This window comes from Burkholderia sp. GW821-FHT14F03 (genome assembly GCF_058803765.1).
Genome location: NZ_JBXAPG010000004.1, coordinates 52,880 through 78,361, shown reverse-complemented (window position 1 = coordinate 78,361; position 25,482 = coordinate 52,880). Strand labels below are relative to the sequence as shown.

25 protein-coding genes are annotated in these 25,482 nt (G+C 68.9%); 17 read left to right on the top strand and 8 right to left on the bottom strand.

What is annotated here, in order from left to right:
- Positions 1-41: 41 nt before the first annotated feature.
- Positions 42-1,256, bottom strand: a complete 1,215-nt coding sequence (locus tag AC1RQF_RS04120; RefSeq protein ID WP_274000109.1) for a cation:proton antiporter — start codon at positions 1,254-1,256, stop codon at positions 42-44.
- 668 nt (positions 1,257-1,924) lie between these two features.
- Complete coding sequence (gene mnmC, locus AC1RQF_RS04115; protein ID WP_492871366.1) at positions 1,925-3,889, bottom strand: bifunctional tRNA (5-methylaminomethyl-2-thiouridine)(34)-methyltransferase MnmC2/FAD-dependent 5-carboxymethylaminomethyl-2-thiouridine(34) oxidoreductase MnmC1; 1,965 nt, start codon at positions 3,887-3,889, stop codon at positions 1,925-1,927.
- Between the two features lie 172 nt (positions 3,890-4,061).
- On the opposite strand from mnmC, the gene AC1RQF_RS04110 reads away from it, so the two are divergent.
- Together AC1RQF_RS04110 and AC1RQF_RS04105 are read left to right on the top strand one after the other, a co-directional pair.
- The gene (locus AC1RQF_RS04110; protein ID WP_492871365.1) at positions 4,062-4,262 is read left to right on the top strand and encodes a hypothetical protein; all 201 of its coding nucleotides are present in this window, start codon (positions 4,062-4,064) and stop codon (positions 4,260-4,262) included.
- A gap of 18 nt (positions 4,263-4,280) precedes the next feature.
- Positions 4,281-4,559: an HU family DNA-binding protein gene (locus AC1RQF_RS04105; RefSeq protein ID WP_006401505.1), complete on the top strand. Its 279-nt coding sequence runs from the start codon at positions 4,281-4,283 to the stop codon at positions 4,557-4,559.
- A gap of 100 nt (positions 4,560-4,659) precedes the next feature.
- Here AC1RQF_RS04105 and AC1RQF_RS04100 read toward each other — a convergent pair whose 3' ends face one another.
- Both AC1RQF_RS04100 and AC1RQF_RS04095 read right to left on the bottom strand, forming a co-directional pair.
- Positions 4,660-5,970, bottom strand: coding sequence for a GTP-binding protein (locus tag AC1RQF_RS04100; protein ID WP_492871363.1), 1,311 nt, complete (start codon positions 5,968-5,970; stop codon positions 4,660-4,662).
- Between the two features lie 174 nt (positions 5,971-6,144).
- Complete coding sequence (locus AC1RQF_RS04095; RefSeq protein WP_443111606.1) at positions 6,145-6,600, bottom strand: lytic transglycosylase domain-containing protein; 456 nt, start codon at positions 6,598-6,600, stop codon at positions 6,145-6,147.
- Between the two features lie 429 nt (positions 6,601-7,029).
- Between AC1RQF_RS04095 and gspD the strand changes: the two genes are divergently transcribed.
- The 3 genes from gspD to gspF are packed head-to-tail and all read left to right on the top strand — an operon-like array spanning position 7,030 to position 12,066.
- Positions 7,030-9,330, top strand: a complete 2,301-nt coding sequence (gspD, locus tag AC1RQF_RS04090; RefSeq protein ID WP_273999798.1) for a type II secretion system secretin GspD — start codon at positions 7,030-7,032, stop codon at positions 9,328-9,330.
- A 20-nt stretch (positions 9,331-9,350) separates the two neighbouring features.
- Positions 9,351-10,844 (top strand): type II secretion system ATPase GspE, encoded by a 1,494-nt coding sequence (gspE, locus tag AC1RQF_RS04085; RefSeq protein ID WP_274004406.1) that lies wholly within the window; start codon positions 9,351-9,353, stop codon positions 10,842-10,844.
- Between the two features lie 4 nt (positions 10,845-10,848).
- Positions 10,849-12,066, top strand: a complete 1,218-nt coding sequence (gene gspF, locus AC1RQF_RS04080; RefSeq protein ID WP_273999797.1) for a type II secretion system inner membrane protein GspF — start codon at positions 10,849-10,851, stop codon at positions 12,064-12,066.
- A gap of 50 nt (positions 12,067-12,116) precedes the next feature.
- Here gspF and AC1RQF_RS04075 read toward each other — a convergent pair whose 3' ends face one another.
- Positions 12,117-12,527 carry a type II secretion system protein N gene (locus AC1RQF_RS04075; protein WP_273999795.1) on the bottom strand — a complete coding sequence of 137 codons (411 nt, stop codon included), beginning with the start codon at positions 12,525-12,527 and terminating at the stop codon, positions 12,117-12,119.
- Between the two features lie 162 nt (positions 12,528-12,689).
- On the opposite strand from AC1RQF_RS04075, the gene gspG reads away from it, so the two are divergent.
- From gspG to AC1RQF_RS04035, 8 genes are read left to right on the top strand one after another with little or no spacing between them, the layout of a single operon-like run.
- Positions 12,690-13,142, top strand: coding sequence for a type II secretion system major pseudopilin GspG (gspG, locus tag AC1RQF_RS04070; protein WP_273999794.1), 453 nt, complete (start codon positions 12,690-12,692; stop codon positions 13,140-13,142).
- Positions 13,143-13,195: 53 nt separating this feature from the next.
- Positions 13,196-13,687: a GspH/FimT family pseudopilin gene (locus AC1RQF_RS04065; protein WP_273999792.1), complete on the top strand. Its 492-nt coding sequence runs from the start codon at positions 13,196-13,198 to the stop codon at positions 13,685-13,687.
- On the top strand, positions 13,687-14,100 hold the full coding sequence (gene gspI, locus AC1RQF_RS04060; protein WP_273999791.1) for a type II secretion system minor pseudopilin GspI: 414 nt from the start codon (positions 13,687-13,689) through the stop codon (positions 14,098-14,100). The genes AC1RQF_RS04065 and gspI overlap by 1 nt, the downstream gene beginning before the upstream one ends.
- Entirely contained in the window at positions 14,078-14,752 is a 675-nt protein-coding gene (locus AC1RQF_RS04055; RefSeq protein WP_273999790.1) for a PulJ/GspJ family protein, read from the top strand. The genes gspI and AC1RQF_RS04055 overlap by 23 nt, the downstream gene beginning before the upstream one ends.
- A gap of 1 nt (position 14,753) precedes the next feature.
- Positions 14,754-15,878 carry a type II secretion system minor pseudopilin GspK gene (gene gspK / locus AC1RQF_RS04050; protein ID WP_492871362.1) on the top strand — a complete coding sequence of 375 codons (1,125 nt, stop codon included), beginning with the start codon at positions 14,754-14,756 and terminating at the stop codon, positions 15,876-15,878.
- A gap of 24 nt (positions 15,879-15,902) precedes the next feature.
- On the top strand, positions 15,903-17,297 hold the full coding sequence (gspL, locus tag AC1RQF_RS04045) for a type II secretion system protein GspL (protein ID WP_492871361.1): 1,395 nt from the start codon (positions 15,903-15,905) through the stop codon (positions 17,295-17,297).
- On the top strand, positions 17,294-17,800 hold the full coding sequence (locus AC1RQF_RS04040; RefSeq protein ID WP_273999787.1) for a type II secretion system protein M: 507 nt from the start codon (positions 17,294-17,296) through the stop codon (positions 17,798-17,800). Before gspL ends, AC1RQF_RS04040 begins: the two co-directional genes overlap by 4 nt.
- Positions 17,801-17,843: 43 nt before the next feature.
- Entirely contained in the window at positions 17,844-18,626 is a 783-nt protein-coding gene (locus tag AC1RQF_RS04035; RefSeq protein ID WP_273999786.1) for a type II secretion system protein N, read from the top strand.
- A gap of 149 nt (positions 18,627-18,775) precedes the next feature.
- Here AC1RQF_RS04035 and AC1RQF_RS04030 read toward each other — a convergent pair whose 3' ends face one another.
- Both AC1RQF_RS04030 and AC1RQF_RS04025 read right to left on the bottom strand, forming a co-directional pair.
- Positions 18,776-20,308 (bottom strand): efflux transporter outer membrane subunit, encoded by a 1,533-nt coding sequence (locus AC1RQF_RS04030; protein WP_273999785.1) that lies wholly within the window; start codon positions 20,306-20,308, stop codon positions 18,776-18,778.
- Between the two features lie 208 nt (positions 20,309-20,516).
- Complete coding sequence (locus AC1RQF_RS04025; protein ID WP_273999784.1) at positions 20,517-20,777, bottom strand: multidrug ABC transporter ATPase; 261 nt, start codon at positions 20,775-20,777, stop codon at positions 20,517-20,519.
- A 194-nt stretch (positions 20,778-20,971) separates the two neighbouring features.
- Here AC1RQF_RS04025 and AC1RQF_RS04020 point away from each other — a divergent pair, with 194 nt between their 5' ends.
- Positions 20,972-21,463: a MarR family winged helix-turn-helix transcriptional regulator gene (locus tag AC1RQF_RS04020; RefSeq protein ID WP_273999782.1), complete on the top strand. Its 492-nt coding sequence runs from the start codon at positions 20,972-20,974 to the stop codon at positions 21,461-21,463.
- Between the two features lie 127 nt (positions 21,464-21,590).
- Positions 21,591-23,147, top strand: coding sequence for a DHA2 family efflux MFS transporter permease subunit (locus tag AC1RQF_RS04015; RefSeq protein WP_273999780.1), 1,557 nt, complete (start codon positions 21,591-21,593; stop codon positions 23,145-23,147).
- A gap of 10 nt (positions 23,148-23,157) precedes the next feature.
- On the opposite strand, the gene AC1RQF_RS04010 is transcribed toward AC1RQF_RS04015, so the two are convergent.
- On the bottom strand, positions 23,158-24,081 hold the full coding sequence (locus AC1RQF_RS04010; protein WP_273999779.1) for a LysR family transcriptional regulator: 924 nt from the start codon (positions 24,079-24,081) through the stop codon (positions 23,158-23,160).
- A 119-nt stretch (positions 24,082-24,200) separates the two neighbouring features.
- Here AC1RQF_RS04010 and AC1RQF_RS04005 point away from each other — a divergent pair, with 119 nt between their 5' ends.
- Together AC1RQF_RS04005 and AC1RQF_RS04000 are read left to right on the top strand one after the other, a co-directional pair.
- A complete protein-coding gene (locus AC1RQF_RS04005) occupies positions 24,201-24,668 on the top strand; it encodes a CidA/LrgA family protein (RefSeq protein WP_273999778.1) in 468 nt (155 codons plus the stop codon).
- A gap of 13 nt (positions 24,669-24,681) precedes the next feature.
- Positions 24,682-25,404 carry an LrgB family protein gene (locus tag AC1RQF_RS04000; protein ID WP_273999777.1) on the top strand — a complete coding sequence of 241 codons (723 nt, stop codon included), beginning with the start codon at positions 24,682-24,684 and terminating at the stop codon, positions 25,402-25,404.
- The last annotated feature ends 78 nt before the right edge of the window (positions 25,405-25,482 follow it).

The window sequence follows — 25,482 nt, the reverse complement described above, 5'->3', positions numbered from 1 at the left end:
CGATTTCCGGATAACGGGAGGACGCGCGCGAGGCGCGTCGGTCAGTTGCTGTCGCGTCGCTCGCCGACGGCTGACAGGCAGCGGTAGACGAGGAACGGCCCCGCCAGTTGCAGGATGACGATCGAGCACATGATCACTGCGCGCAACTGCGGATCGAAGTTCGGGTAGAGCTGGTAGGTATCGTCGGTCAGCAGGTAGGCCAGCGCGGACATCGGCGCGAGCGACAGGCCGAGCGCGATGCCCTGCTTCGCGCCGATCCCGCTCGGCTTTGCGAACGCGAGCACGCCGACCAGCTTCGCGATGAGCCGCGCGACGATCAGCACCACGGCAATCAGGCCGCCCGCCGCGAGATCGCCCCATTCGAACGAGGTCAGCGTGAGCACGAACAGGATCACCGTGAGCAGCCAGCCGGCCGTGCCGAAATGCTCGGGCCACAGCTGCGGCCGCGCTTCGAGATTCTTCACGATGATGCCCGCGAGCAGCAAGGTCAGCATGGTCGACAGCCGCAGCGCCTGCGCGACGGCGATCGCCAGCACGACGAGACCGAACAGCGCGACGAACGAATGCTCGTCGCGCAGGGTCGTCGCGACGTGACGGAACAGGAAATTGCAGGCGCGCGCGAACAGGTACGCGACGATCAGCGATCCCGCGAGCAGGTAGAGCGGCTGGAGGATGGTCGCGAACACATTGCCGTACGCCTCCTGATGCAGCCAGCTCGTGACGAGCTTGGTCAGCACCACCGCGTAGACGCTGTTGAGCGCGGACAGCGTGATGAGACGCTGCGACACCTGCCCTTCCGCGCGCAGCTCGGTTTTCAGCTGGAGCACCATCGCCGGCGAGGTCGAGATCGCGATCGCGGCCAGCACGATCGCCACCATCCCCGGCACCTTCAGCAGCAGCAGCGCGGCCAGCACCAGGACGAAGGTCAGGGTGGCTTCCGCGAGACTCGATGCGATCAGCCACGGGTTGCGGCGGATCCAGCGCAGGTCGAGGCGGTTGCCCAGTTCGAACAGCAGCAATCCGAGCGCGACGTTGATCAGCAGCCGGGAGGTGTCGTCGGTGCTCGCGTCGATCACGCCGAATCCGAACGAGCCGGCGATCAGGCCGATCACCGCATAGCCGGTGATGCGCGGCAGGCGCCAGGCGCGATGACAGAGTTCGCCGCACAGGCCGGCGGCGAACAACGCGAACCCCGCCCAGAACACGGCATCGGGCGTCAGCGGCCAGCTAGGCAGAAATGAGAATGCCGACTTCATCGTGGTGACTTCTCCTTTGGAAGGCAACCGCCAGCGACACGACGGACAAGCGAAATGAACGAGTGGTGCGCGCGCCGACTGGGTCGTTGCCCCGTGATTCGTCGTTGATAGGTGGATGCAGGGTATGGGTGAGCCCGCATCGCTGCCCTGGATGCGTATGGGGCAGACTCACGGCCGATCGTATGCCGGCCTGATGGGTGAAGGAACGCGCGGTCCTGATTCTTCAGATCGGGATCATCGCCAACCGTTCCGTTGATACGCCTGCGGCAGAGGCCGCGGGCATGCGAAGGAGACCGATTGTGCCACAGCTCGAACGGTCTGGACCGAATTTGCCGGGGCCCCGGCCGTCCAGCCAGGGCGTGTTGTATACCACAGTGGTTAACCTGTATGTATACGTAGTAGAAGTTAACAAGCCCCCTGCTTTTCTGTGGATAACCCAATTTTATTCAAACGGATCATGGGCTTGCATTCCGCAAAACCGGTTGCACAGTTGGTCCGGGTGCACAGGGATTCATTGAATAACTTTTTGACTACTGTGCGGCTGTGCGGAGTTACCCCGTTTACGTCCACATCGACTACACACGAGGATCACAGTCAATCAGCCCGGTTATCCACAGTGGTGCGTGGATAACTTTTCCGCCCGACTGTGCAATTTCCCCCGCCCAGGCTCAACCGACCCTGCGTTGCCGCAGCGCGCGAACCAGGAAACGGGCCGGATCGATCGCTTCCGCGAGGTCGCGTTCGATCGGCCAGGGTTCACCGTCGAGTTGCGCGGCGATCAGCTCCGCGCCGAGCGCGGCCCAGACGAGCCCGCGCGAACCGTAGCCGAACGCGCCATAGAGGCCCGCTGCGCGCGGCACGTCGAGCAAGCGCGCGCCGGTCAGGGCGTCGGCGTGCGCGGCGGCGGCGGCTTCGTCGCCGAGCATGCCGATCAGCGGCAGCCGATCGCTCGCGACGCAGCGGAATGCGACGCGGCCGTCAAGCGTTGCCGCATCGAGTCCGTTGGTTGCGCGATCCGGCAGCAGGCGCGCGAGGCGCGCCAGGTTCTCCGCGTGTCCGCTCGCGCGAGGCGTGGGGTCGAGGTCGTCCGGCTCATAGGTCGCACCGGTCAGCGTGCGTGAGTCCGCGAGCGGCACCGCATAGCCGTCGCCGATCACGGGCGCGCGCAACGAGGCAAACGCCGATGCCGGCAGGATGCTCAACTGGCCGCGCACCAGCTGGGTGGGCGCATGGCGCAGCCCGATCACACGCGCCGCGTCGCCGGCGTTCGCGACGATCGCGACGGGCGCTTGCGCAAGCAGCGTGCCTGTCGGATCGAACGCCTGCCAATCGCCGTCGGCGCCGCGCGCGAGTCGCGCGACGTCGACGCCCAGGCGTCGCGTGACGCGCGCCCCGCCCTGTTCGCACTGTGCGGCCGCGAGCGCGGCCGGGCTCACCGATCCGCCCGACGGGAACAGCCATCCACCGTGAGGAACGGCGGCGTCCAGCCGGTCGCGTGCGGCATCGCGCGACAACATCGACACCAGTGCGTCCGGCAGGCCCAATGCATCGAGCGCCGCCTGCATCCGCGCGAATTCCTCTTCGGACTCGGCAAGCTGCACGAGGCCCGCCGCGCTGCGGTCGAACGCATGGCCCGCCTCCTCGAGCGCGCGCCAGCGCAGCAGCGCATGCTGGAAGCCGGCGCGCGTGAGGCGCGCCGCGAGGTTGTCGTCGCGCGTGATCAGCGGATGGAACACGCCGGCCGGATTGCCCGAGGCCTCGGCGGCCGGTGCGGGATGCCGGTCGAGCAAGGTCACCTGCCAGCCGCGCGCCGCGAGTCGCTCAGCGAGCGCGCAGCCGGCGAGCCCCGCTCCGATCACGAGCGCGTCGCGGCGTGCGACGGGCGCGGCGCGTGGAGGTTCGTGACGCCGCACGCGCCAGCGTGGCGCGAACGCGCCGACCAGCATCGCGCGCTTGCTCGCGAAACCGTCGACCTTGCGCGGCGTGAAACCCGCGTCGTCGAGGGCGCGCCGTACCGCGCCCGAACTCGTATAGGTTGCAAAGGTCGCGTGTTCGTCGGCCAGCCGCGCAAGCGCGCGGAACACCGCGGGCGACCACATGTCGGCATTCTTCGCGGGCGCGAAGCCGTCGAGATAGATCGCATCCGCACGCAGCACCAGGTTCGGCAGCAATGCGCCCACGTCGCCGAACGCGAGCGTCAGCACGACGCGCCCCGCCTCGAATTCGAGACGATGCAGGCCGGGCGTGAGCATCGGCCACGCCCGCACGAGGGCCTCGACCTCGACCTCGATCGTTGTGTTCGCAACGATATGCGCGATGGCGCTTCGCAGGTCCTCGCGGCTGAACGGATGCTTTTCTATCGACACGAAATGCAGCCGTTCGCAGCGCGCGGGGTCCTTGCGCCAGGCTTCCCAGGTCGCGAGAAAATTGCATCCCGTGCCAAAACCAGTCTCGACGATCGTGAAAATGTGCCGGCCGTGCCAACGTTCCGGCAGGTCGTTGCCGCGCAGGAACACATGCCGGGCCTGCGCGAGCGCACCGGCCGCGCTGTGATAGATGTCGCCGTAACGCGGCGAAACGAGCGTGCCGTCGTCACGAAGGACGAGGGCGGCGGGAACGATTCGGTCGGGCATGCGAAACAAAAAAGAGTGACGCCGACGCGCGACCGATCGCCGCGAAAGCCCCGCCCGGCAAGGCGTTGGCAAAAACCAACGCGTTTGCGCAAAGGTGGCTCGCGCCGCGTCGCATCAGGCTCGAAGGCCGTGCGCAAGCCTTGCGGACGGCCTTCGATTCGGCAAAATACGGATGAAAATCTTTGAAACCCTTGTCGTTATTGGGTTTGCGCTGCGCTATCATAGCAAGCGCCGTATCAACGGGCCTGCCGCCGGCGGGTCTGGCGGTACGTCGCGCGGCGCAGTATTCGGCGCTGTGCCGTCCACAGCAACTATCGACGGCACCGTTCGCGCACGTATAATCGGCGCGTTCGCGCTGTTCGTGTCAACCTAACCTGAGAAAGGAACCTTAATGAACAAACAGGAACTGATCGACGCCGTCGCCGCACAGACGGGCGCCAGCAAGGCTCAAACCGGCGAAACGCTGGACACGCTCCTCGAAGTCATCAAGAAGGCTGTGTCGAAAGGCGACGCAGTGCAACTGATCGGCTTCGGCAGCTTCGGTTCGGGCAAGCGTGCAGCACGCACCGGCCGTAACCCGAAGACGGGTGAAACCATCAAGATCCCGGCAGCCAAGACGGTCAAGTTCACGGCTGGCAAGGCGTTCAAGGACGCAGTGAACAAGCGTTGAGTACAGCGCTTGCGAACGGAAAAACCCGCCTGTGAGCGGGTTTTTTCATATCTGCGCGCAGCTTTTTCGCCACACTCCGCGCCGCGCTTTCAAGATTTAACTATTGGTGACGAGGGAGGATTTCGCCGTCGTGGTCATGATCGTGGTCGTGGTCATGCTCGTCGATGTCCCATGACGGGAACGGGTCCGGGTAGTGCGACCAGGCGGCTTGACCCTGCGCGTATTCGTCGTCGGTCAACAGACACGCGTCGAACTTCGCGCGCCAGGCCGGTGCGTCGAGGTGGATGCCGATCAGCACCAGTTCCTGGCGGCGATCGCCGATGCTCGAATCGTCGAGGTCGCCGTGCCAGTCCGCGGTGATTTCCGCGAGCAGCGCGTCGTCGCCCTCGGGCCATTCGGCACGATCCTGCGCGGCCCACCAGAGGCCGGCCGGCCCATGCCGGCACACCCCGCCCGCCTGCGACAACGAACCCGCGACATCGGGGCGGGTCGCCAGCCAGAAGAATCCTTTGCTGCGCAACACGCCCTTCCACTCTTCGTGCAGCAGCGCCAGGAAGCGCTCCGGATGAAACGGCCGGCGCGCGCGATAGACGAAGTTGCCGATGCCGTACGCCTCCGCCTCGCCATGCACATGATCGTGATCGTGATCATGCGCATGATGATGATCGTGGCCGTGCTGCTCGAGCGAGGCGAGCCAGCCAGGCGCGCTCGCGGCCGCATCGAAATCGAAGCGGCCGGTATTGATCAGTTCAGAGAGCGGCACGTCGCCGAAGCGGCTCACCACTTGCCGCGCGCGTGGATTGAGGCTCGCGAGGATCTTGCCCAGGCGCGCGAGCGCATCCGCGTCGACGAGGTCGGCCTTGTTGAGGACCAGCACGTCGCAGAATTCGATCTGCTCGATCAGCAGTTCGACGAGTGTGCGATCGTCGCCCTCGGACGCGGCGATGCCGCGTTCCGCGAGCGCGTCGTCGGAGCCGTAGTCGCGCAGGAAGTTGAACGCATCGACCACCGTGACCATCGTGTCGAGCCGGGCGAGATCGGCGAGCGACGCGCCGTCGTCGTCGACGAACGTGAAGGTCTCGGCGATCGGCATCGGTTCCGCGATTCCGGTCGATTCGATCACGATCGCGTCGAAGCGGCCCGCGGCGGCGAGCTGGCGGATCTCGACCAGCAGGTCGTCGCGCAGCGTGCAGCAGATGCAGCCGTTCGACATTTCGACGAGGCGTTCCTCGACATGCGACAACGCCGCCGCGTCGCGCACGAGCGAGGCGTCGATGTTGACCGCGGCGAGGTCGTTGACGATCACGGCGACCCGCAGGCCGGCGCGATTCGCGAGGATATGGTTGAGCAGCGTGGTCTTGCCGGCGCCGAGGAAGCCGGACAGCACGGTGACGGGCAATGGCTGGTTCATCGCGGTACGCACCAAGAAAAAAGGGAAAAGCGGCCGCGGCGCCCGAAAAGGACGGACCGGCGCCCCGCCGCGACGGCGGGCGCCGTGCATGTGCGGCGTGAAAGCCGCATTGTGCATCAAACGGGACGGCGGGTCGCCTTCGGCGCGGGGCCGGCGCGCATGTCTGCTGACGGTCTACTGACGCGGATCGGCTGCCGGCAGCAGCTTCCACTGAGTGAGGATCGCGGCGATCTGGCGTGCGTACTTGTCGCGCAGCGACGGCGTTTCCGAGTGGTACGAGCCGATCGCCTGCCACGTGTTGCCGTACTTGTTCATCTTCTGGCGCAGGTGCCACGCCGCGATATAGACGTTCTTGCACGGTTCCATCAGCGTGTCGCGCGTGATGCCGTACTGCTTGAGCGCCGGCAGATGGATCGAATTGATCTGCATGATCCCGTAGTCGGTCGAGCCGTTCGCATTCTTGTTCAGCGCATCGGGGCGATTGCGCGACTCCTGCCATGCGATCGCGCGCAGGATCAGCGGATTGACCTTCTGATAACGGGCGGCCTCGTCGTAGCAATCGGCGCGCGCGGACGCGCTGGCGAATCCGGCGCCGGCAACGAGCACTGCGATCAGGAAACGGCGTTTCATCATCCCAAAAATAAACCGCTGATTGTTGATTGTTTACTGATGGTGTTGAATCGAGCCCCCAAACGGCCCGAGACCGGGAAAACCCGCAGACAGTTTTCACGCGTGGCCGACTGAGGCGCCCGTATCATACCGGCACCCGGGCGGGCCCACGAGGGCGGCCGGCGCGGGCTGACGGAATCTGACAGTAGCCGTTTATACCGCATTTTCGTTTTGGTTCTTATCAAATTAACGAAGAAGGCGATTCCCGGGCGAAGGAGGATGCTTACATACGGCATACGTCGCGCACGTCAATTTTTTATGTCGTATAGGAGACAGTGTTCGGTTCGATGTGATATTTCGGACACGAAAAGCTGCTAATGTCTGCGTTTTGAAATTGACTCAACGCATTACCGTCGGAAACGGCCACCGCCGGCATTGATCTACTACTCCATGACAAGAACTCGCATTGTTTTGCGGCGCGTCTCGACGGCGCTCGTCGTCGCCGGAATTGTCGCCGCACAGGCCGTCCACGCACAGGTCACGCTCAATTTCGCCAATGCGGACATCGACCAGGTCGCCAAGGCGATCGGCGCCGCGACGGGCAAGACGATCATCGTCGACCCGCGCGTCAAGGGCCAGCTGAACCTGGTATCCGAACGGCCGGTGCCCGAGGATCAGGCGCTGAAGACGCTGCAGGCGGCGCTGCGCATGCAGGGCTTCTCGCTCGTCCAGGACCACGGCGTGCTCAAGGTCGTGCCGGAAGCCGACGCCAAGCTGCAGGGCGTGCCGACCTATGTCGGCAACAACCCGCAGGCGCGCGGCGACCAGGTCATCACGCAGGTGTTCGAACTGCGCAACGAGTCGGCCAACAACCTGCTGCCGGTGCTGCGGCCGCTGATCTCGCCGAACAACACGATCACCGCGTACCCGGCCAACAATACGATCGTCGTCACCGACTACGCCGACAATGTCCGCCGGATCGCGCAGATCATCGCCGGCGTGGACACCGCGGCGGGCGCGCAGGTGGTGGTCGTGCCGCTGCACAACGCCAACGCGATCGACATCGCCACCCAGCTCGGCAAGCTGCTCGACCCGGGTGCGATCGGCAACACCGACGCGACCCTCAAGGTCACGGTGACCGCCGACCCGCGGACCAACGCGGTGCTGCTGCGCGCGTCGAACGCGTCGCGCCTCGCCGCCGCGAAGAAGCTGATCCAGCAGCTCGACGCGCCGAGCGGCGTGCCCGGCAACATGCACGTCGTGCCGCTGCGCAACGCCGACGCGACGAAGCTCGCGAAGACGCTGCGCGGCATGCTCGGCAAGGGCAGCGGCGACAGCAATTCGTCGGCCAGCTCGAATGACGCCAATTCGTTCAACCAGAACGGCTCGTCGTCGAACAGCAGCAACTTCGGGACCGGTTCGTCGGGCACCCCGCCGCTGCCGTCGGGCGGCCTCGGCGGTTCGTCGTCGGGCAGCGGCGGTTCGTCGGGCGGCAGCAACGGCAGCCTCGGCAGCGGCGGCCTGCTCGGCGGCGACAAGGACAAGGGCGACGACAACCAGCCGGGCGGCATGATCCAGGCGGACCCGGCCACCAATTCGCTGATCATCACGGCGTCCGATCCGGTCTACCGGAACCTGCGCGCGGTGATCGACCAGCTCGACGCGCGGCGCGCGCAGGTGTACATCGAGGCGCTCGTCGTCGAACTGCAGGCGACCACGGCCGGCAACCTCGGGATCCAGTGGCAGGTCGCGAACAACGCGCTGTTCGCCGGGACGAACCTGCCGGGTGGGACGTCGATCGGCGGTGCAGCGCTCGGCAACAGCATCGTCGGCCTGGCGGCGACCAGCGCCGGCCTCTCCTCGGTCACGAGCGGGCTGAACATCGGCTGGCTGCACAACATGTTCGGCGTGCAGGGGCTGGGTGCGCTGCTGCAGTTCTTCGCCGGTTCGAGCGACGCGAACGTGCTGTCGACGCCGAACCTGATCACGCTCGACAACGAGGAAGCGAAGATCGTCGTCGGCCAGAACATCCCGATTCCGACGGGTTCGTACTCGAACCTCACGAACGGCACGACGCCGAGCGCGTTCAATACCTACGACCGTCGCGACGTCGGTCTCACGCTGCACGTGAAGCCGCAGATCACCGAGGGCGGCATCCTGAAGCTGCAGCTCTACACCGAAGATTCGTCCGTGCTTCAATCTCAATCGGCCAGCAGCACCGCGGCCAATTCGCCCGGACCGACGTTCAACAAGCGCTCGATCCAGTCGACCGTGCTCGCGGACAACGGCGAGATCATCGTGCTCGGCGGCTTGATGCAGGATCAATACAACGTCAGCAACAACAAGGTGCCGCTGCTGGGCGACATTCCCTGGATCGGCCAGCTGTTCCGCTCGGAAGCCAAATCCCGCCAGAAAACCAACCTGATGGTGTTCCTGCGCCCCGTGATCATCAACGATCGCGAAACCGCGCAGGCCGTCACCGCGAACCGCTACGACTACATCCAGGGCGTGACGGGCGCATACAAGTCGGACAACAACATCATCAAGGACAAGGACGACCCGGTGGTCCCGCCGATGCCGCTCGGCCCGAGCCAGGGCGGCTCGCCGGCGCTGAACCTGTTCGACATCGACAAGATGCGCCGTCAGCAGGCGACGCCGCCCACGCCGGCCAGCACCCCGGCCGCGGCGCCCGCCGGCGCCGTGCCGTTCGGCACCGTGCCGACCACCGCAGCGCCGGGAGCCCAGCCGTGATGCCGACGCTCGCCGCCCCGATGGGCAGCCAGTCCGGCGGCGCCGGCGGGCCGGCGGGCGAGCGCGCGGCGCCCTCGCCGCTGGCCGCGCGCCTGCTGCCCTACGGCTTCGCCAAGGCCGGCCAGATCCTGATCGCGCACCAGCACGCGGACACGCTCGAGGTGTGGATCAGCGAACGCACGAGCGGCGCGGCGCTCGCCGAGGTCGCGCGCAATTTCGGCGCGGTGTCGGTGCAGCGCCTGCCTGCCGACGAACTCGCGCTCGCGATCAATCATGCGTACGCGCGCCAGGACGGCAGCGCGGCGCAGGTGGTCGGCGAGGTCGAGGGCGAGGTCGACCTGTCGCGCCTGATGCAGGACATTCCCGAGGTCGAGGATCTGCTCGAATCGGAAGACGACGCGCCGATCATCCGCATGATCAACGCGCTGCTCACGCAGGCCGCGCGCGAGCAGGCCTCGGACATCCACATCGAGCCGTTCGAGAACGCCTCGGTCGTGCGCTTCCGGGTCGACGGCACGCTGCGCGACGTGGTGCGCCCGAAGAAGGCGCTGCACGGCGCGCTGATCTCGCGGATCAAGATCATGGCGCAGCTCGACATCGCCGAGAAGCGCCTGCCGCAGGACGGCCGGATCACGCTGCGGGTCGGCGGCCGGCCGGTCGACGTGCGGGTCTCGACGCTGCCGACCGGGCACGGCGAGCGCGCGGTGCTGCGTCTGCTCGAGAAGGACGCGCAGCGCCTCAATCTCGAAGCGCTCGGGATGGGCCGCGACACGCTCGTGGAATTCGACCAGCAGATCTCCAAGCCGCACGGCATCGTGCTCGTCACGGGGCCGACCGGCTCGGGCAAGACGACCACGCTGTATGCGGCGATGTCGCGGCTCGAAACCACCACGACCAACATCATGACGGTCGAGGATCCGATCGAGTACGACCTTGCCGGCATCGGCCAGACCCAGGTCAACGAACGGATCGGCATGACCTTCGCGCGCGCGCTGCGCTCGATCCTGCGCCAGGATCCCGACGTGATCATGATCGGCGAAATCCGCGACCTCGAAACCGCGCAGATCGCCGTGCAGGCGTCGCTGACGGGCCACCTGGTGCTCGCGACGCTGCACACGAACGACGCGTCGTCGGCCGTGACCCGCCTGACCGACATGGGCGTCGAGCCCTACCTGCTCGCATCGTCGCTGCTCGGCGTGCTCGCGCAGCGCCTGGTGCGGCAGCTGTGCCCGGCCTGCAAGGAAGAGCGTCACGAGGACGGGCGCGTCGTCTGGCATCCGGTCGGCTGCGACAGGTGCAGCCATTCGGGCTATACCGGCCGGCGCGGGGTCTACGAACTGCTGGTGATCGACGATTCGATCCGCGCGCTGGTTCACCGCAACGCGCCCGATTCGGAAATCCTCGCGGCCGGCCGCGCGAACGGGATGCGCACGCTGCGCGACGACGCCGAGCGCTGGCTCGCGGCGGGCGCGACCTCGCTCGAGGAAGTGCTGCGCGTGACGGGAGGCGCGTAGCGCGATGCCGGCATTCCGTTTCGAAGCGATCGATTCCGCGGGCCGCGCGCAGAAGGGCGTGATCGACGCCGACAGCGCGCGCGCCGCGCGCGGCCAGTTGCGCACCCAGGGGCTCACGCCGCTCGTGGTCGAGCCGGCGGCCAGCCGCACGCGCGGCGAGCGCAGCCAGCGTCTCGCGCTCGGCCGCAAGCTGTCGCAGCGCGAACAGGCGATCCTGACCCGTCAGCTCGCGAGCCTGCTGACGGCCGGCCTGCCGCTCGACGAGGCGCTCTCGGTGCTGACCGAGCAGGCCGAACGCGACTACATCCGCGAGCTGATGGCCGCGATCCGCGCCGAAGTGCTGGGCGGCCATTCGCTCGCGAACGCGCTCTCCGAACATCCGCGCGATTTCCCGGACATCTACCGCGCGCTGGTGTCGGCGGGCGAGCACACCGGCAAGCTCGGCGTGGTGCTGTCGCGGCTCGCCGACTACATCGAGCAGCGCAACGCGCTCAAGCAGAAGATCGTGCTGGCGTTCACCTATCCCGCGATCGTCACGCTGATCGCGCTCGGCATCGTCACGTTCCTGCTCAGCTACGTGGTGCCGCAGGTGGTCAACGTGTTCGCGAGCACCAAGCAGCAATTGCCGATGCTCACGATCGTGATGATGGCGCTGTCCGATTTCGTGCGTCACTGGTGGTGGGCGATGCTGATCGCGGTGGCGCTCGTCGCCTACCTCGTGAAGGCGACGCTGTCGCGCGACGGGCCGCGGCTCGCGTTCGACCGCTGGCTGCTCACCGCGCCGCTGCTCGGCAAGCTGGTGCGCGGCTACAACACCGTGCGCTTCGCGAGCACGCTCGGGATCCTGAGCGCGGCCGGCGTGCCGATCCTGCGCGCGCTGCAGGCGGCGGGCGAGACGCTGTCGAACCGCGCGATGCGGGTCAACATCGACGATGCGATCGTGCGGGTGCGCGAGGGTTCGGCGCTGTCGCGCGCGCTCAACAACGTGAAGACGTTTCCGCCGGTGCTCGTGCACCTGATCCGCTCGGGCGAGGCGACGGGCGACGTGACGACGATGCTCGACCGCGCGGCCGACGGCGAGGCGCGCGAGCTGGAGCGCCGCACGATGTTCCTGACGAGCCTGCTGGAACCGCTCCTGATCCTCGCGATGGGCGGCATCGTGCTCGTGATCGTGCTCGCGGTGATGCTGCCGATCATCGAACTGAACAACATGGTGCAGTAACAGGGAACGACGACAGGGAGCCGCCCCGGCCGAGGGGGCGGCGCCGGCATTCAGCGCACGTAGATCGCGGGCGACGGGGTGTTGGCGGGCAGGAAGATCTCGGAGCGGGCGCCGTTGCGTTCGACGATCACCGAGCGGTCGCGGACTTCGGCGAGCTTCGCGCCCTGCGCGACCTCGGCGCCGAGCGACACGGCGCGCGGGGCGTCGCCGCCGATGCCGATGATCGCGGCCGCGCCGCGCTGCAGCGCGAGGATGCCGAACAGGTGGATGTCCTGTATCGGGCTGCGCGTGAGCTGGCCGCCGAACAACGCGGCGGCCTCCTCGGTGCGCAGCGGCGCGTGGGCGGCGGCGGCCGGTAGCGGGGCCTGATGCGCGGATAGCGTGACGGTCCAATAAGTGGCCGTCGCGCACAGCGCCGCAAACAGGGCGAGGGAAAGGATCCGGATCGAGAGCGCGTTCATGCGCCCTATTGTACGGATGAATGTGAAATTTGCGTTGGGTGGAAGTCACCAGCCGCACGCGACTTACAATGCGGCTTCACGCGGGCGTGCGGATGATCCGGCGCGCGGCCCGCGACTTTCGCTCACCGGTCATTTATTTATTTGAAAAAAGAGGTTTCAGTCATGCAAACGTGGATCACTCGCCGCTCGCAACACGCGCGCCGCCAACGCGGTTTCACGCTGATCGAGATCATGGTGGTGGTGGCGATTCTCGGCATCCTCGCGGCGCTGATCGTGCCGAAGATCATGAGCCGTCCGGACCAGGCGCGCGCGGTCGCGGCCAAGCAGGACATCGGCACCATCATGCAGGCGCTCAAGCTGTATCGTCTCGACAACGGCCGCTACCCGAGCCAGGACCAGGGCCTCGGCGCGCTGATCGCGAAGCCGAGCACCGATCCGATCCCGAACAACTGGAAGGACGGCGGCTACCTCGAGCGCCTGCCGAACGACCCGTGGGGCAATGCGTACAAGTACCTGAACCCGGGCGTGCACGGCGAGATCGACGTGTTCAGCTACGGCGCGGACGGCAAGGAAGGCGGCGAAGGCAACGACTCCGACATCGGCTCGTGGCAATAAACGCGTGACGGCGTCCGCCGCCCCGCCCGCCCGACTCATACGTCCAGTCCTTCATGCACGGATACGGCACGACTTCCCTCCCCGGCGCGCGCGGCCGCGCGCGCGGCTTCACGCTGCTCGAGATGCTGGTCGTGCTCGTGATCGCGGGCCTGCTGGTGTCGCTCGCCTCGCTGTCGATGCGGCGCAATCCGCGCACCGACCTGCGCGAGGAGGCGCAGCGGCTCGCGCTCCTGTTCGAGAGCGCCGGCGACGAGGCCCAGGTGCGCGCGCGGCCGATCGCGTGGCAGCCGACCGAGCATGGCTTCCGCTTCGACGTGCGCACGGCCGACGGCTGGCGTCCGCTGCGCGACGACCTGCTGCGTCCGCGCGGCTGGGACGGCGGCGTGACGGGCGCGGCGATCGACTATCCCGGCTCGGACACCCAGCCCGAGCGCGTCGTGTTCGGCACCGAGGCGATCGATACGCCGGTGCGCGTCACGCTCTATTCGTCGGTCGGCAGCATCGCGATCGTCGGCACCGGCAACGGCCGGTACGAGGTGCGCTGATGCGGCGCGCCCGATGCCTGCCCGCCGTGCCGGGCCGCCGCCGCGTCGGCGGCTTCACGATGATCGAGGTGCTGGTCGCGCTCGCGATCATCGCGGTCGCGCTCGCCGCGTCGATCCGCGCGGTCGGCACCATGGCCAGCGATTCCTTGGAACTGCACGAGCGCCTGCTCGCGGGCTGGAGCGCCGACAACGCGCTGACCCAGCTGCGGCTCGCGCATGCCTGGCCCGAGATCGGCGAGCAGAGCTTCGATTGCTCGCAGGGCAACGTGCCGCTCACCTGCACGCAGCGCGTGAGCGCGACGCCGAATCCGGTGTTCCGGCGCGTCGAGGTGTCGGTGTCGATGAACGGCCGCAAGGGCATGCTCGCCCAAATGGTGACGGTGGTGGCGAATGAAACCAGCCGCTCGCTCTGAACACCTGCCGCGCGGCGTGCGCGGCTTCACGCTGATCGAGATGATGATCGCGATCACGATCCTCGCGGTCGTCGCGATCCTGTCTTGGCGCGGGCTCGACCAGGTGATGCGCGGTCGCGACAAGGTCGCGGGCGCGATGGAGGACGAGCGCGTGTTCGCGCAGATGTTCGACCAGATGCGCACCGATGCGCGCCGCGCCACGACCGACGACGAAGCCGGCGAACCGGCGATCCGGGTCGCGGGCGACACGCTGCAGATCGTGCGCGACCTCGACCCGCCCGGCGCGGCGCCGCGCCTGCAGGTGGTGCGCTACCGGATCTCGGGCGGGCGCGTCGTGCGCTATGCGTCGCCGCCGCTCGGCACGATCGGCGACCTGCGCAGCGCGCTGCACGGCGACAGCACCGAGGGCTGGAGTGCGGTGCCGCTGATGCGCGGCGTCGGCGCGATCACCGCGCGCCTCTACGTGCCGCGGGTCGGCTGGACCACCAGCATGCCCGACGCCGACGATGCGCTCGCGCAGAACAACAACGCGCTGAAGGTGCCGATGCTCGGCAATGCGCCGCCGCCGCGCGCGGTGACGGGCCTCGAGGTCAGCATCGGCGCGACCTCGCTGAAGGCGCCGATCGCGCGCGTCTTCCTGGTCGGAGAGTGACATGCGCGCCCCGCTTTCCTTCCCCTTCAAGCGCGCCGCGCGCCGCGCCGTCATCGCGCCGCAGCGCGGCGTTGCGATCATCAGTGCGCTGCTCGTGGTCGCGCTGGCCGCGATCCTGGTGTCGGGCATGCTGTGGCGCCAGCAGGTGCAGGTGCGGCGCATCGAGAACCAGCGGCTGATCGCGCAGGCGCAGTGGGTCGCGCGCGGCGCGCTCGACTGGACCCGCATGATCCTGCGCTCGGAAGGCGACACGTCGCCGACCGTCACCTACCTGGGCGGCATCTGGGCGGTGCCGATCGCGAAGACCAAGCTGTCCGAGTTCCTCGGGCGGATCGGCGCGCCCGGCGCGCAGGATGCGACGGACACCTATCTGTCGGGCTCGATCGAGGATGCGCAGGCGAAGTTCAACCTGCGCAACCTGGTGACCTCGCCCGCGCCCGGCAAGCTGCAGTTGAACGCGCTGCAGGTGCAGACGTTCCAGCGGCTGCTGACCTCGCTCGGGCTCGATTCGCAACTCGCGAAGACGGTCGCGCGCCATATGCGCAAGGCGCTGTCGCAGTCGGCGCTGCGCTTCCAGTCGGCGGCGCTGCCGGGCGCGACGAGCGCGCCCGTCGTGATGCCGGACGGCGGCGGCACGACCGGCAGCGAGAGTTTCAGCGACGACCCGGGCCTGTCCGACAGCAACGACAACCGCGGCGCGATCCCGCTGATGATGACGAGCGTCGATTCGCTGCTCGACGTCGACGGCGTCACGCCCGAGATGGTCGCGCGGCTGCGCCCGTTCGTCACGGTGCTGCCGACGACCACGCCCGTCAACCTGAACACCGCGCCCGCCGAGGTGATCGCGGCGCTGGTGCCGGGCCTGTCGGTGTCGAGCGCGCAGATGCTGGTGTCGCGCCGCGAGACCGTGTTCTTCCGCAACGTCGGCGACGTGCAGCTCGCGCTGCGCGCCGCCGGCGCGCCGAACGCGAACCTCGATTCGAGCCAGATCGACGTCACGACCAGTTATTTCATCGTGCGGGGCCGCATCGAGCACGATCGCGCGGAGGTGGATCGCACGTCGCTCGTGTATCGTGATCCGACCACGCACACGACGCGCATCGTGCGCATCCGCGACCAGCTATAACAACGCCATTCGGGAGAGGAGCTCTTGAGCACGTTGATCGTTTTACTGCCGCCGCGCGAGCCGGCCGCGTCCTTGCAGGAGTGGCAATGGCCCGAGCTGTCGTTCGCGCTCGTCGACAAGGCCGGCCACCTGCAGCGCGCGGGCCGCGCCGCGTTCACGCTGCTGCCGCAGGCCGCGTCGACGGTGCTCGTCGTCGCCGCGCGCGACCTGCTGATGCTCGCGGCCAGCGTGCCGCCGCTGAAGGGCCCGAAGCTGCGGCAGGCCTTGCCGAACATCATCGAGGATCAGCTGATCCAGGATCCGCAGGGCTGCCATATCGCGCTCGACCCCGCCGCGCTTGCCGACGGCCGCCGCGTGCTGGCCGTCATCGACCGCACCTGGTTCCGCTTCGTCATCGACGCGTTCGCGGGCGCGGGTCACCGCCACGTGCGCGCGGTGCCCGCGACCCGCTGCCTGCCGCTGCCGCGCGAGGTGACGGCGCCGCATGACGTGGCCGTGCTCGCGACGGCGGATGCCGCCGCCGCCCTCGCCGACGGTGAGGACGGCGCCGAGGCGGCCGGTGCGGACGAACGGCATGCGCCGTTCGTCGCGGCGGTGCTGGGCGTCGCGCTGACCAGCGCACCGTCGCTCGCGGAAGAAGCGACCGACGTGCCGGCCGCGCCGCTCGCGCCGCGGCTCGAACTCGCGCTCGTGCGCGGCCCGCTCGGCGAAGGCTTCGCCGCGCCGGCCCCGGCGGCGGGCGCGACGCTCGCCGCGCTCGCGGGCCCGCTGCCGTTCGACCTGTACGAACTGGGCGAACCGGGCGCGGAGCCGCAGCTGGCGTCGATCAAGCCGCGCGACGACGCGCGCCTGCTGCCGGGCGCGACGCTGCTGCCGTTCGATGCGTTCGCGCGCCGGGCGCTCGACGAATCGTTCGACCTGTGCCAGTTCGAGTTCGAGGTCACGCCGTGGCGCTTCGACCGCGCGACGCTGCGGCGGCTGCGGCTGCCCATCGGGCTCGCCGCGCTGACGCTCGTGGTCGCGGTGATCGGCATGAATCTCGACTGGTGGCGGCTCGCGCGCGAGCGCGATGCGCTGTCCGCGCAGATCACCGAGACGCTGCTGTCCGCCTTCCCGAAGACCACGACGGTGCTCGATCCGTCCGCGCAGATGTCGCGCCAGCTCGACCAGCTGCGGGTCGCGGCGGGCGAGCTGTCGCCGAACGACTTCCTCGCGCTCGCGAGCGGGGTGGCCCGCTCGCTCGGGCCGCTGCCGGCGAACGGCATCGCCTCGCTCGACTATCACGACCGTCGCCTCGACGTCGGCTTCAAGCCCGAGGTCAAGGTCGATCCCGATTTCAACCAGCGGCTTGCGCGCAACGGTCTCACGGGCGAGATCGACAGCAGCACGGGCAAGTGGACCATCCGGAGCCGCTCATGAACAAGACCGAGCTGAACGAAACCCTGACCCAGTTCTGGGACGAACGCACGAACCGCGAGAAGCAGCTGATCGGCTGGGGCGGCGGCGTGCTCGCGCTCGTGATCGCCTATTCCATGCTGTGGTCGCCCGCGCAGGAAGGCCGCGACAAGATCCGCCGCGCGCTGCCGGTGATGCAGCAGCAGCTCGCGCAGATGATGGCCCAGGCCAACGAGGCGCGCCCGCTCGTCGCGGCCGCGCAGGGCGTCGCGCCGACGGGCCTCGCGCTCAAGGATGCGCTGACCGCCTCGCTGTCCGACCACGGCTTCGTGGGCGCGCAGGTGCAGGTGGTGGGCAACGGCGTGCAGATCCAGCTGAAGAACGCCGCGTTCCCGCTGTGGACGCAGTGGCTCGACGACGTGCGCCGGCAGTTCAAGGCGCAGGTGGTCGAGGCGCACGCGACCGCGCTCAAGGAGGACGGCCAGGTCGACCTGACCGCGGTGCTGCAGCCGGCGGGGGCCAAGTGAGCACGACGGTCGAACGCCGGGCGCGGCGGGCGCGATCGCGCCGATGACCCGCCGGATACGCGTGCGGGCCGCGCTGCCGTGGCTTGCCGTCGGCGCGGTCGCGATGGGGATCACGCTCGTCACGCTGTTGCCCGCCGCCTGGGTCACTCCGCAATTCGCGCGGGCGACGGGCGGCCATGTGAATCTCGTCAATCCGTCCGGCTCGCTGTGGCAGGGCTCGGCGACGCTGCTGCTCGCGCCCGGCGCGGATCGCAGCGCGTCGACGCTGCTGCCGGGACGGGTCGAGTGGCATACCGAATTCTGGCCGCTGTTCGGCGGCCGGGTGCGGATGCGGATGCTGCAGACCGATGCGATGCCCGACGCGGTGACGCTCGATGCGACGCTGCGCGGCGCGACGCTGTCGGCGGGTGCGATGGCGGTGCCCGCGTCGCTGCTCGCGGGGCTCGGCACGCCGTTCAACACGCTCGACCTGCAGGGCGACGTGCGGATCGGCTGGACCGACTGGCGGTTGATCGGCAACGACGCGTTCGGCCAGCTGACCGTGACGATCACCGGGATGAGTTCGCGGGTGTCGCGCGTGAAGCCGCTCGGCGACTATCGTGCGGTGCTGCAGGCGCAGGGCGCGGCCTCGACGCTCGATCTCGCGACCCTCAAGGGGCCGCTGACGTTGACCGGGCGCGGCGACTTCGGTCCGAACCAGGCGTCGTTCCGCGGCAACGCGAGCGCGACGCCCGAGCAGCGCGACAATCTCGCCGGGCTGCTGAACCTGCTCGGCCACCCGGTCGGGGACGGCTCGGTGTCGCTGATCTACGGCGGCGCCCCCTGAGCGTGATGCGCCCGGGGGGCGCTCCCGGCGATTTACCCCTGGCGTCTCGCCGTGACGGTCTCGCCGTTACGGCGGGACCGTCATGTTTTCGCTCTCGGGGCCTTGCCCTCACAGAGCCGCGCGCCCAAGCCCCCGTATCCCTTGAGCACCTACTCCTGCGCGAGCGGCGTCGGCGCGGCGGCCGCGCCTGACGCGGGCGGGGCCTGCATGCCGCCCGTCTCGCGCGCCATCTGCGACGCATCCCAGCCGCCGCCCAGCGCCTTCACGAGGCCCACCGACGCCACCATCCGTTGGCCGGCGAGGCTCGCGAGCTTCTGCTTGGTGCTGAACGCGGTGGTCTGCGCGGTCAGCACGTTCAGGTAGGCGACGGTGCCCGCCTTGTACTGGTTCAGCGTGATGTCGAGCGCGTGCTGCGCGGAATCGACGGCCTGCCGCTGCACGACGACTTCGTTTTCGAGGATCCGCAGCGACGCGAGATTGTCCTCGACGTCCTGGAAGGCCGACAGCACGGTCGAGCGGTAGGTCGCGACGTCCTGGTCGTAGGTCGCGCGCGCGGCCTCGGTCTGCGCGCGGCGCAGGCCGGCGTCGAACAGCGTCGCGGCGAGCTGCGGGCCGACCGTCCAGAAGCGCGACGGCAGCGTGAACAGCGACGACCACACCGAACTCTGGAAGCCGCCCGTCGCGGACAGCGTGAGGGTCGGGAAGAACGCGGCGATGGCCACCCCGATCTGCTCGTTCGCGGCGGCCGCGCGGCGTTCCGCGGCGGCCACGTCCGGGCGTCGTTCGAGCAGCGCCGACGGCACGTCGGGCGGGGTGGTCGGCGGTTCGGCCGCGAGCGGCATCGGCGGCAGCGAGAAGGTCGACGCGGGTTCGCCGACGAGCGTCGCGATCGCGTGCTCGTATTGCGCGCGGGCCACGCCGTTGTCGATCGCGGCGGCCTGCGCCGATTGCAGCTGCGTCTGCGCCTGGATCACGTCCGAGCGCGCCGCGACGCCCTGCGCGTATTGGTTCTCGGTCAGTTGCAGCGACTTCTGGTACGACGCGACCGTGCCGTCGAGCAGCTGTTGCGTGGCGTCGGCCGCGCGCAGCTGGAAATAGGTCTGCGCGAGCGTCGCCTGCGCGGACAGCCGCGCGTTCGCGAGGTCGGCCGCGGCGGCCGATTCGCCCGCCTTCTGCGCGCTGACGGTGCGGCTCACCTTGCCCCACAGATCGGGCTCCCACGACGCGTCGAGGCCGACGTTGTAGCTGTTGCCGACGCTGCGCGGGGTGCCGGTCGAGACCGAACTGCCGCCCGACGACAGCGCGCTGCCCGCGCGGCTGCCGCTCGCGGTCAGGCCGACGGTCGGGAAGTAGGCGGCGCGCGCCTGGTCGACGAGTGCGCGGGCCTGCCGATAGGCGGCCGCGTACTGCGCGACGGTCTGGTTCGAGGTGTTCACGCGCGCGACCAGCGCGTCGAGCTGCGGATCGCCGTAGACCGCCCACCAGGCGCCGCGGTCGGTGCGGTCGGCCGGCTGCGCGACCTTCCAGCCGGCCGGCGCTTCCTTGAACGCGGCGGGAATCGCGGTGTCGGGGCGATGGTAGTCGGGGCCGACGGCGCAGCCGGCGAGCAGCACGGCGGTCGCGACGGCGACTGCGGCGGCGCTCAGCGTGCGGGCGGCGCGCGGAAAGGGGGCTTGCGGCATGGTCTGGATTCCTTCGGGGCGGCGCGTCTGCGACATGGGCAAACGGGCGGGGCGGCCGTGTTCGCGGCGTGTGGCCGGAATGGTAACTGACGGATACGGGAATGCGCAGACGGAAGGGTAAAGCGGGGACGGGGCGCGATGTGTTACCGGCGCGGCGGGCCGGTTTACCGTCCGTTACGCGCGCGGGCGCTACGGCGGCGGGAAGGCGTCAGTGGCAGTGCGCGGCGGCGGGCCATGTCGACGGCTCCTGCGCCGCCTCGCCCCCCTGTCCCGCGCCGGCCTGCGCGGCGCGATGCCGGCGGTGGTCGAACCACGCGAACCCGAGCGCCGCGAGCGAACCGCCGGGCACCACCAGCATCGCGACGTAGAGCGCGATCTTCCAGCCGCGGTGCGGGCCGGCGAACGCGTGGTGGGCGGTATCGGACAGGCTGCGGCGCAGCGCGCCGGCGGCATTTTTCAGGAACAGCATCGCGGCATCCTCGGGACGCGGCGCGGCGGCGGCGCGTCGATCACAGCAGTCGGAACATCGGGTCGGGCGGCATGGGCCGCGCGTAACTCATTGCCTGAAATAATATTGACTATGCAATTAGTTTTCAAGATACTGGCCGCGTCTTTCGCGGCAATGCACTGTTGCCGTCTCCGCAACCGACCCCGGCATGCCGGATGAGCGAACTCTACGATCCCCAGCACATCGAGCTTGAATCGAGCCTCGGCTATTACCTGACGAAGGCGCGCCAGGCGCTGTTCGAACGGATGGACCGCGCGCTCGGGCCGCTCGACCTGACGGCGCAGCAGATCGGCGTGATCCTGCTGCTCGCGCGCGGCAATGCGCGCACGCCGTTCGAGCTGTCGCGCAAGCTGTCGTACGACAGCGGCTCGATGACCCGCCTGCTGGACCGCCTCGAGAAGAAGGATTTCATCAGCCGCGCGCGCAGCGCGTCGGATCGGCGCGTGATCGAGCTGAGCCTGACCGCGCGCGGCGCGGATGCGGCGCGTGCGCTGCCGGGCGTGATCGCGGGCGAACTGAACGCGCAGCTCACGGGCTTTTCCGCCGACGAACTGAGCACCCTCACCGCGCTCCTGCAGCGCTTCATCGCCAACGGGCCGCCGGACGGCCGCGCGTGCGTCAAGCAGGAGGATCCGCCGGCGCGCTAGCCGCGCGGCGCAGTCATCGATTTATTCAGTGGACGCTTATTTATCTGTCTGGGCAGAAGCCGACTCTGCATGCATGATCCGGCCGCCCGAACCATGCCGGGGCGCGCGCGCTCCTTGGGAGAGACTCATGGCCGCGACGGCCCCCGCCACTGCTTCCGCCGAACCCGCGCCGCTATCGGGCGGCGTGCTCGCGCTGCTCACCGTCGGGCTCGCGCTCGGCACCTTCATGGAGGTGCTCGACACCTCGATCGCCAATGTCGCCGTGCCGACCATCTCCGGCAGCCTCGGCGTCGCGACGAGCGAAGGCACCTGGGTGATCTCGTCGTATTCGGTCGCCTCCGCGATCGCGGTGCCGCTGACCGGCTGGCTCGCGCGCCGGGTCGGCGAGGTGCGGCTCTTCACGCTGTCGGTGCTCGCGTTCACGATCGCGTCCGCGCTGTGCGGGTTCGCGACCAATTTCGAGTCGCTGATCGCGTTCCGGCTGTTGCAGGGGCTCGTGTCCGGCCCGATGGTGCCGCTCTCGCAGACCATCCTGATGCGCAGCTATCCGCCCGCGAAGCGCGGCCTCGCGCTCGGCCTGTGGGCGATGACGGTGATCGTCGCGCCGATCTTCGGCCCGGTGATGGGCGGCTGGATCACCGACAACTACACCTGGCCCTGGATCTTCTACATCAACCTGCCGATCGGGATCTTCTCGGCCGTGTGCGCATACTTCCTGCTGCGCGGCAGGGAGACGAAGACCACCCGGCAGCGGATCGACGCGATCGGGCTCGCGCTGCTCGTGATCGGCGTGTCCTGCCTGCAGATGATGCTCGACCTCGGCAAGGACCGCGACTGGTTCAATTCGCGCTTCATCGTCGCGCTCGCGCTGATCGCGGTCGTCGCGATCGCGTTCATGCTGGTGTGGGAGACCACCGAGAAGGAGCCGATCGTCGACCTGTCGCTGTTCAAGGACCGCAACTTCGCGCTCGGCGCGCTGATCATCTCGTTCGGCTTCATGGCCTTCTTCGGCTCGGTCGTGATCTTCCCGCTGTGGCTGCAGACCGTGATGGGCTACACGGCCGGGATCGCCGGCCTCGCGACCGCGCCCGTCGGCCTGCTCGCGCTCGTGCTGTCGCCGCTGATCGGCCGCAACCTGCACCGGCTCGACCTGCGGATGGTCGCGAGCTTCGCGTTCGTCGTGTTCGCGGGCGTGTCGTTCTGGAATTCCACCTTCACGCTCGACGTGCCGTTCAACCACGTGATCCTGCCGCGCCTCGTGCAGGGGATCGGCGTCGCGTGCTTCTTCGTGCCGATGACCACCATCACGCTGTCGAGCATCAGCGACGAGCGGCTCGCGAGCGCGTCCGGGCTGTCGAACTTCCTGCGCACGCTGTCGGGCGCGATCGGCACCGCCGTCAGCTCGACCTACTGGGAGAACGACGCGATCTACCACCACGCGGTGCTGTCGGAATCCGTCAACGTCTACGCGCAGAACACCACCGCCTACCAGGACGCGCTCGCGCAGCTCGGCGTCGTCGGCCAGGTGTCGAGCGCGCAGATCAACCAGCTCGTCACGCAGCAGGGCTTCATGATGGCGACCAACGATTTCTTCTACCTGTCGGGGCTCGCGTTCATCGGGCTCTCGCTGCTGGTCTGGGTGACCAAGCCGAAGAAGGGCTTGGGGCCCGCGCTCGGGCATTGAGCGCCGCGCCTCAGCGCGCGCGCAGGCCGCCGAACACGAGATCGTCGCCCGGGTCGACCGGCCGGGTCTCGCGCGCGACGTCGAGCCACGCGCGCGCCGCATGCGACAGGTAGCCCTTCCTGAGCCAGCCGACCGCGATCGCCCAGCTGATCTCGGGCTCGACGATCGGCCGGCAGCTGAACTCGGCCGAGTCGAGCCGCCGGCAGTACGGCTCCGGCAGCAGCGCGATGCCGACTCCCGCGTGCACCAGCGCCGCCATGAAATCCCAATGGCCGCTGCGGCTCACGATCGACGGCGTGAAGCCGGCCCGGCGGCATGCGTCGAGCACCGCGTCGTGCAGCGCGAGGCTTTCCCCGTAGAACACGAACGGTTCGCCCGCGAGGTCGGCGAGCGGCACCGCGGCCGCCTCGTCCCAGCGCGCGCCGCGCCGCGAGACCAGCCACAGCGGCGCGCGCACCATCGGCAGCACCTCGAACACGGCCGGGTCGACCGGCTCCAGCACACCGCCCAGCTCCAGCTCGCCCGCCATGAGCGCCGCCTCGATCGCGCGCGCGCCCTGCTCGAACAGCTTCAGCTCGATCTTCGGGTAGCGCCGGCGGAACGCCGCGATCGCCGGCGTGAACAGCGAGCCGCCGAGCGGCGGGATGCCGATCGTCAGCTCGCCGCGCCCGAGCGTGCCGAGATCGTTCAGCTCGGCCCGCAGCTGCGCTTGCGCGGCAAGCACGTCCTGGCCGCGCTGGAACACGATGCGCCCGGCATCCGTCAGCACCATCTGGCGACCGTCGCGCAGCAGCAGCGGCGAGCCGATCTCGTCCTCCAGCGATTTCACCATCTTGCTGATGGTCGGCTGGGTGACGAACATCAGCTCGGCCGCGGCCGTGAAGCTCTGTTGCCGGACCACCTCGACGAAATAACGCAGCGCCCGCAGTTCCATGGCCGTCTCCCCGGTCTCTGAATTCCAATATGGAATGATTTTAATAGATTCAAGTCATTTTATTTATGACGGGGTGAAATTTATACTGGGCCGGTCCGTTGAAACCGTCTGGAACCGTCATGTCGAAGCCGTTTGCCGCCGCCATCCCCACCGCCCGCGCCGGCCGGATCGTGCTGCAGACCGCCGCGCTCGGCGCGCTGTGGCTCGCGGTCGACTGGGCCGTGCGCGCGAGCGGGCTGCCGGTGCCGTCGGGCGTGATCGGGCTCGCCGTGCTGCTCGCGCTGCTGTGGAGCGGCGGCGTCGCGCCCGGCTGGATCCAGGACGGCGCGAACTGGCTGCTGTCCGACATGCTGCTGTTCTTCATCCCGGCCACCGTCGCGGCCGTCCAGTACGGCGGGCTGTTCCGCGTCGACGGCTGGCGGCTGGCGCTCGTCGTGGTCGCCGGCACCGCGTTCGTGATGCTGGCCGTGGCGGTCGCCGTCGACGTCGCGGCGGGCTTCGAGCGCCGCCTCGCGCTGCGGCGCCGGCGCGCCGACCGGCGCCGCGCCCGGCCGGGCGCGCCCACGCCCAAGGCCGCGGCCGCCTGAGCCGCCCGCCGCCATGCTCGCCTTCGCCGCCCTGCCCGCCACGCCCGTCGCCAGCGCCGCCTGGTCGGCCGGCTGCTTCGTCCTCACGATCGCGCTCTATTTCGCCTCGAAGCGGCTCTACGCGCGCCGCAAGACCCTGCTGTTCTCGCCGCTCGTGATGGTGCCCGCGGTGCTGGTCGCGCTCGTCGCGCTGACGGGCACCCCGTATGCCGTGTACTTCCACGACACCCGCTGGCTGATGTGGCTGCTCGGCCCGGCCACCCTGGCATTCGCCGTGCCGATCTACGAATACCGCGCGCTGATGCGGCGACACTGGCTGTCGCTGACGGTCGGCGTGGCGGTCGGGATCGCCGCCGCGCTGTGCGGCTCGCTGCTGCTCGCGAAGCTGCTGCACCTGTCGCCCGAGCTGCAGCGCAGCCTGATGACGCGCTCGATCTCCACGCCGTTCGCGCTCGCGGTGTCGGACCGGATCCACGCGCCGCGCGACCTCACGGCGCTGTTCGTGATCGCGACCGGCGTGTGCGGGATGCTGATCGGCGAGCTCGTGCTCGCGCTGCTGCCGCTGCGCAGCCGGCTCGCGCGCGGCGCGCTGTTCGGCGCCGCCGCGCACGCGGTCGGCACCGCCAAGGCGCGCGAGATCGGCAGTGAGGAGGGCGTCGTGTCGAGCCTCACCATGATGATCGCCGGGGTCGCGATGGTGCTGCTCGCGCCGCTCCTGACCCTGCTGCCGATCTAGCGCCCGGCGGCCGCCGAAGCTGTCATCCGCCTGACATCGGCACTGACAAACGGCTGAGATAGCCGGAATTCCCCCTTC

Excerpts from the sequence above, each read along its gene's own strand:
- AC1RQF_RS04120 (WP_274000109.1), bottom strand. The coding sequence starts at position 1,256 with ATGAAGTCGGCATTCTCATTTCTGCCTAGCTGGCCGCTGACGCCCGAT.
- mnmC (WP_492871366.1), bottom strand. The coding sequence starts at position 3,889 with ATGCCCGACCGAATCGTTCCCGCCGCCCTCGTCCTTCGTGACGACGGC.
- AC1RQF_RS04110 (WP_492871365.1), top strand. The coding sequence starts at position 4,062 with ATGAAAATCTTTGAAACCCTTGTCGTTATTGGGTTTGCGCTGCGCTAT.
- AC1RQF_RS04105 (WP_006401505.1), top strand. The coding sequence starts at position 4,281 with ATGAACAAACAGGAACTGATCGACGCCGTCGCCGCACAGACGGGCGCC.
- AC1RQF_RS04100 (WP_492871363.1), bottom strand. The coding sequence starts at position 5,970 with ATGAACCAGCCATTGCCCGTCACCGTGCTGTCCGGCTTCCTCGGCGCC.
- AC1RQF_RS04095 (WP_443111606.1), bottom strand. The coding sequence starts at position 6,600 with ATGAAACGCCGTTTCCTGATCGCAGTGCTCGTTGCCGGCGCCGGATTC.
- gspD (WP_273999798.1), top strand. The coding sequence starts at position 7,030 with ATGACAAGAACTCGCATTGTTTTGCGGCGCGTCTCGACGGCGCTCGTC.
- gspE (WP_274004406.1), top strand. The coding sequence starts at position 9,351 with ATGGGCAGCCAGTCCGGCGGCGCCGGCGGGCCGGCGGGCGAGCGCGCG.
- gspF (WP_273999797.1), top strand. The coding sequence starts at position 10,849 with ATGCCGGCATTCCGTTTCGAAGCGATCGATTCCGCGGGCCGCGCGCAG.
- AC1RQF_RS04075 (WP_273999795.1), bottom strand. The coding sequence starts at position 12,527 with ATGAACGCGCTCTCGATCCGGATCCTTTCCCTCGCCCTGTTTGCGGCG.
- gspG (WP_273999794.1), top strand. The coding sequence starts at position 12,690 with ATGCAAACGTGGATCACTCGCCGCTCGCAACACGCGCGCCGCCAACGC.
- AC1RQF_RS04065 (WP_273999792.1), top strand. The coding sequence starts at position 13,196 with ATGCACGGATACGGCACGACTTCCCTCCCCGGCGCGCGCGGCCGCGCG.
- gspI (WP_273999791.1), top strand. The coding sequence starts at position 13,687 with ATGCGGCGCGCCCGATGCCTGCCCGCCGTGCCGGGCCGCCGCCGCGTC.
- AC1RQF_RS04055 (WP_273999790.1), top strand. The coding sequence starts at position 14,078 with ATGAAACCAGCCGCTCGCTCTGAACACCTGCCGCGCGGCGTGCGCGGC.
- gspK (WP_492871362.1), top strand. The coding sequence starts at position 14,754 with ATGCGCGCCCCGCTTTCCTTCCCCTTCAAGCGCGCCGCGCGCCGCGCC.
- AC1RQF_RS04040 (WP_273999787.1), top strand. The coding sequence starts at position 17,294 with ATGAACAAGACCGAGCTGAACGAAACCCTGACCCAGTTCTGGGACGAA.
- AC1RQF_RS04035 (WP_273999786.1), top strand. The coding sequence starts at position 17,844 with ATGACCCGCCGGATACGCGTGCGGGCCGCGCTGCCGTGGCTTGCCGTC.
- AC1RQF_RS04030 (WP_273999785.1), bottom strand. The coding sequence starts at position 20,308 with ATGCCGCAAGCCCCCTTTCCGCGCGCCGCCCGCACGCTGAGCGCCGCC.
- AC1RQF_RS04025 (WP_273999784.1), bottom strand. The coding sequence starts at position 20,777 with ATGCTGTTCCTGAAAAATGCCGCCGGCGCGCTGCGCCGCAGCCTGTCC.
- AC1RQF_RS04020 (WP_273999782.1), top strand. The coding sequence starts at position 20,972 with ATGAGCGAACTCTACGATCCCCAGCACATCGAGCTTGAATCGAGCCTC.
- AC1RQF_RS04015 (WP_273999780.1), top strand. The coding sequence starts at position 21,591 with ATGGCCGCGACGGCCCCCGCCACTGCTTCCGCCGAACCCGCGCCGCTA.
- AC1RQF_RS04010 (WP_273999779.1), bottom strand. The coding sequence starts at position 24,081 with ATGGAACTGCGGGCGCTGCGTTATTTCGTCGAGGTGGTCCGGCAACAG.
- AC1RQF_RS04005 (WP_273999778.1), top strand. The coding sequence starts at position 24,201 with ATGTCGAAGCCGTTTGCCGCCGCCATCCCCACCGCCCGCGCCGGCCGG.
- AC1RQF_RS04000 (WP_273999777.1), top strand. The coding sequence starts at position 24,682 with ATGCTCGCCTTCGCCGCCCTGCCCGCCACGCCCGTCGCCAGCGCCGCC.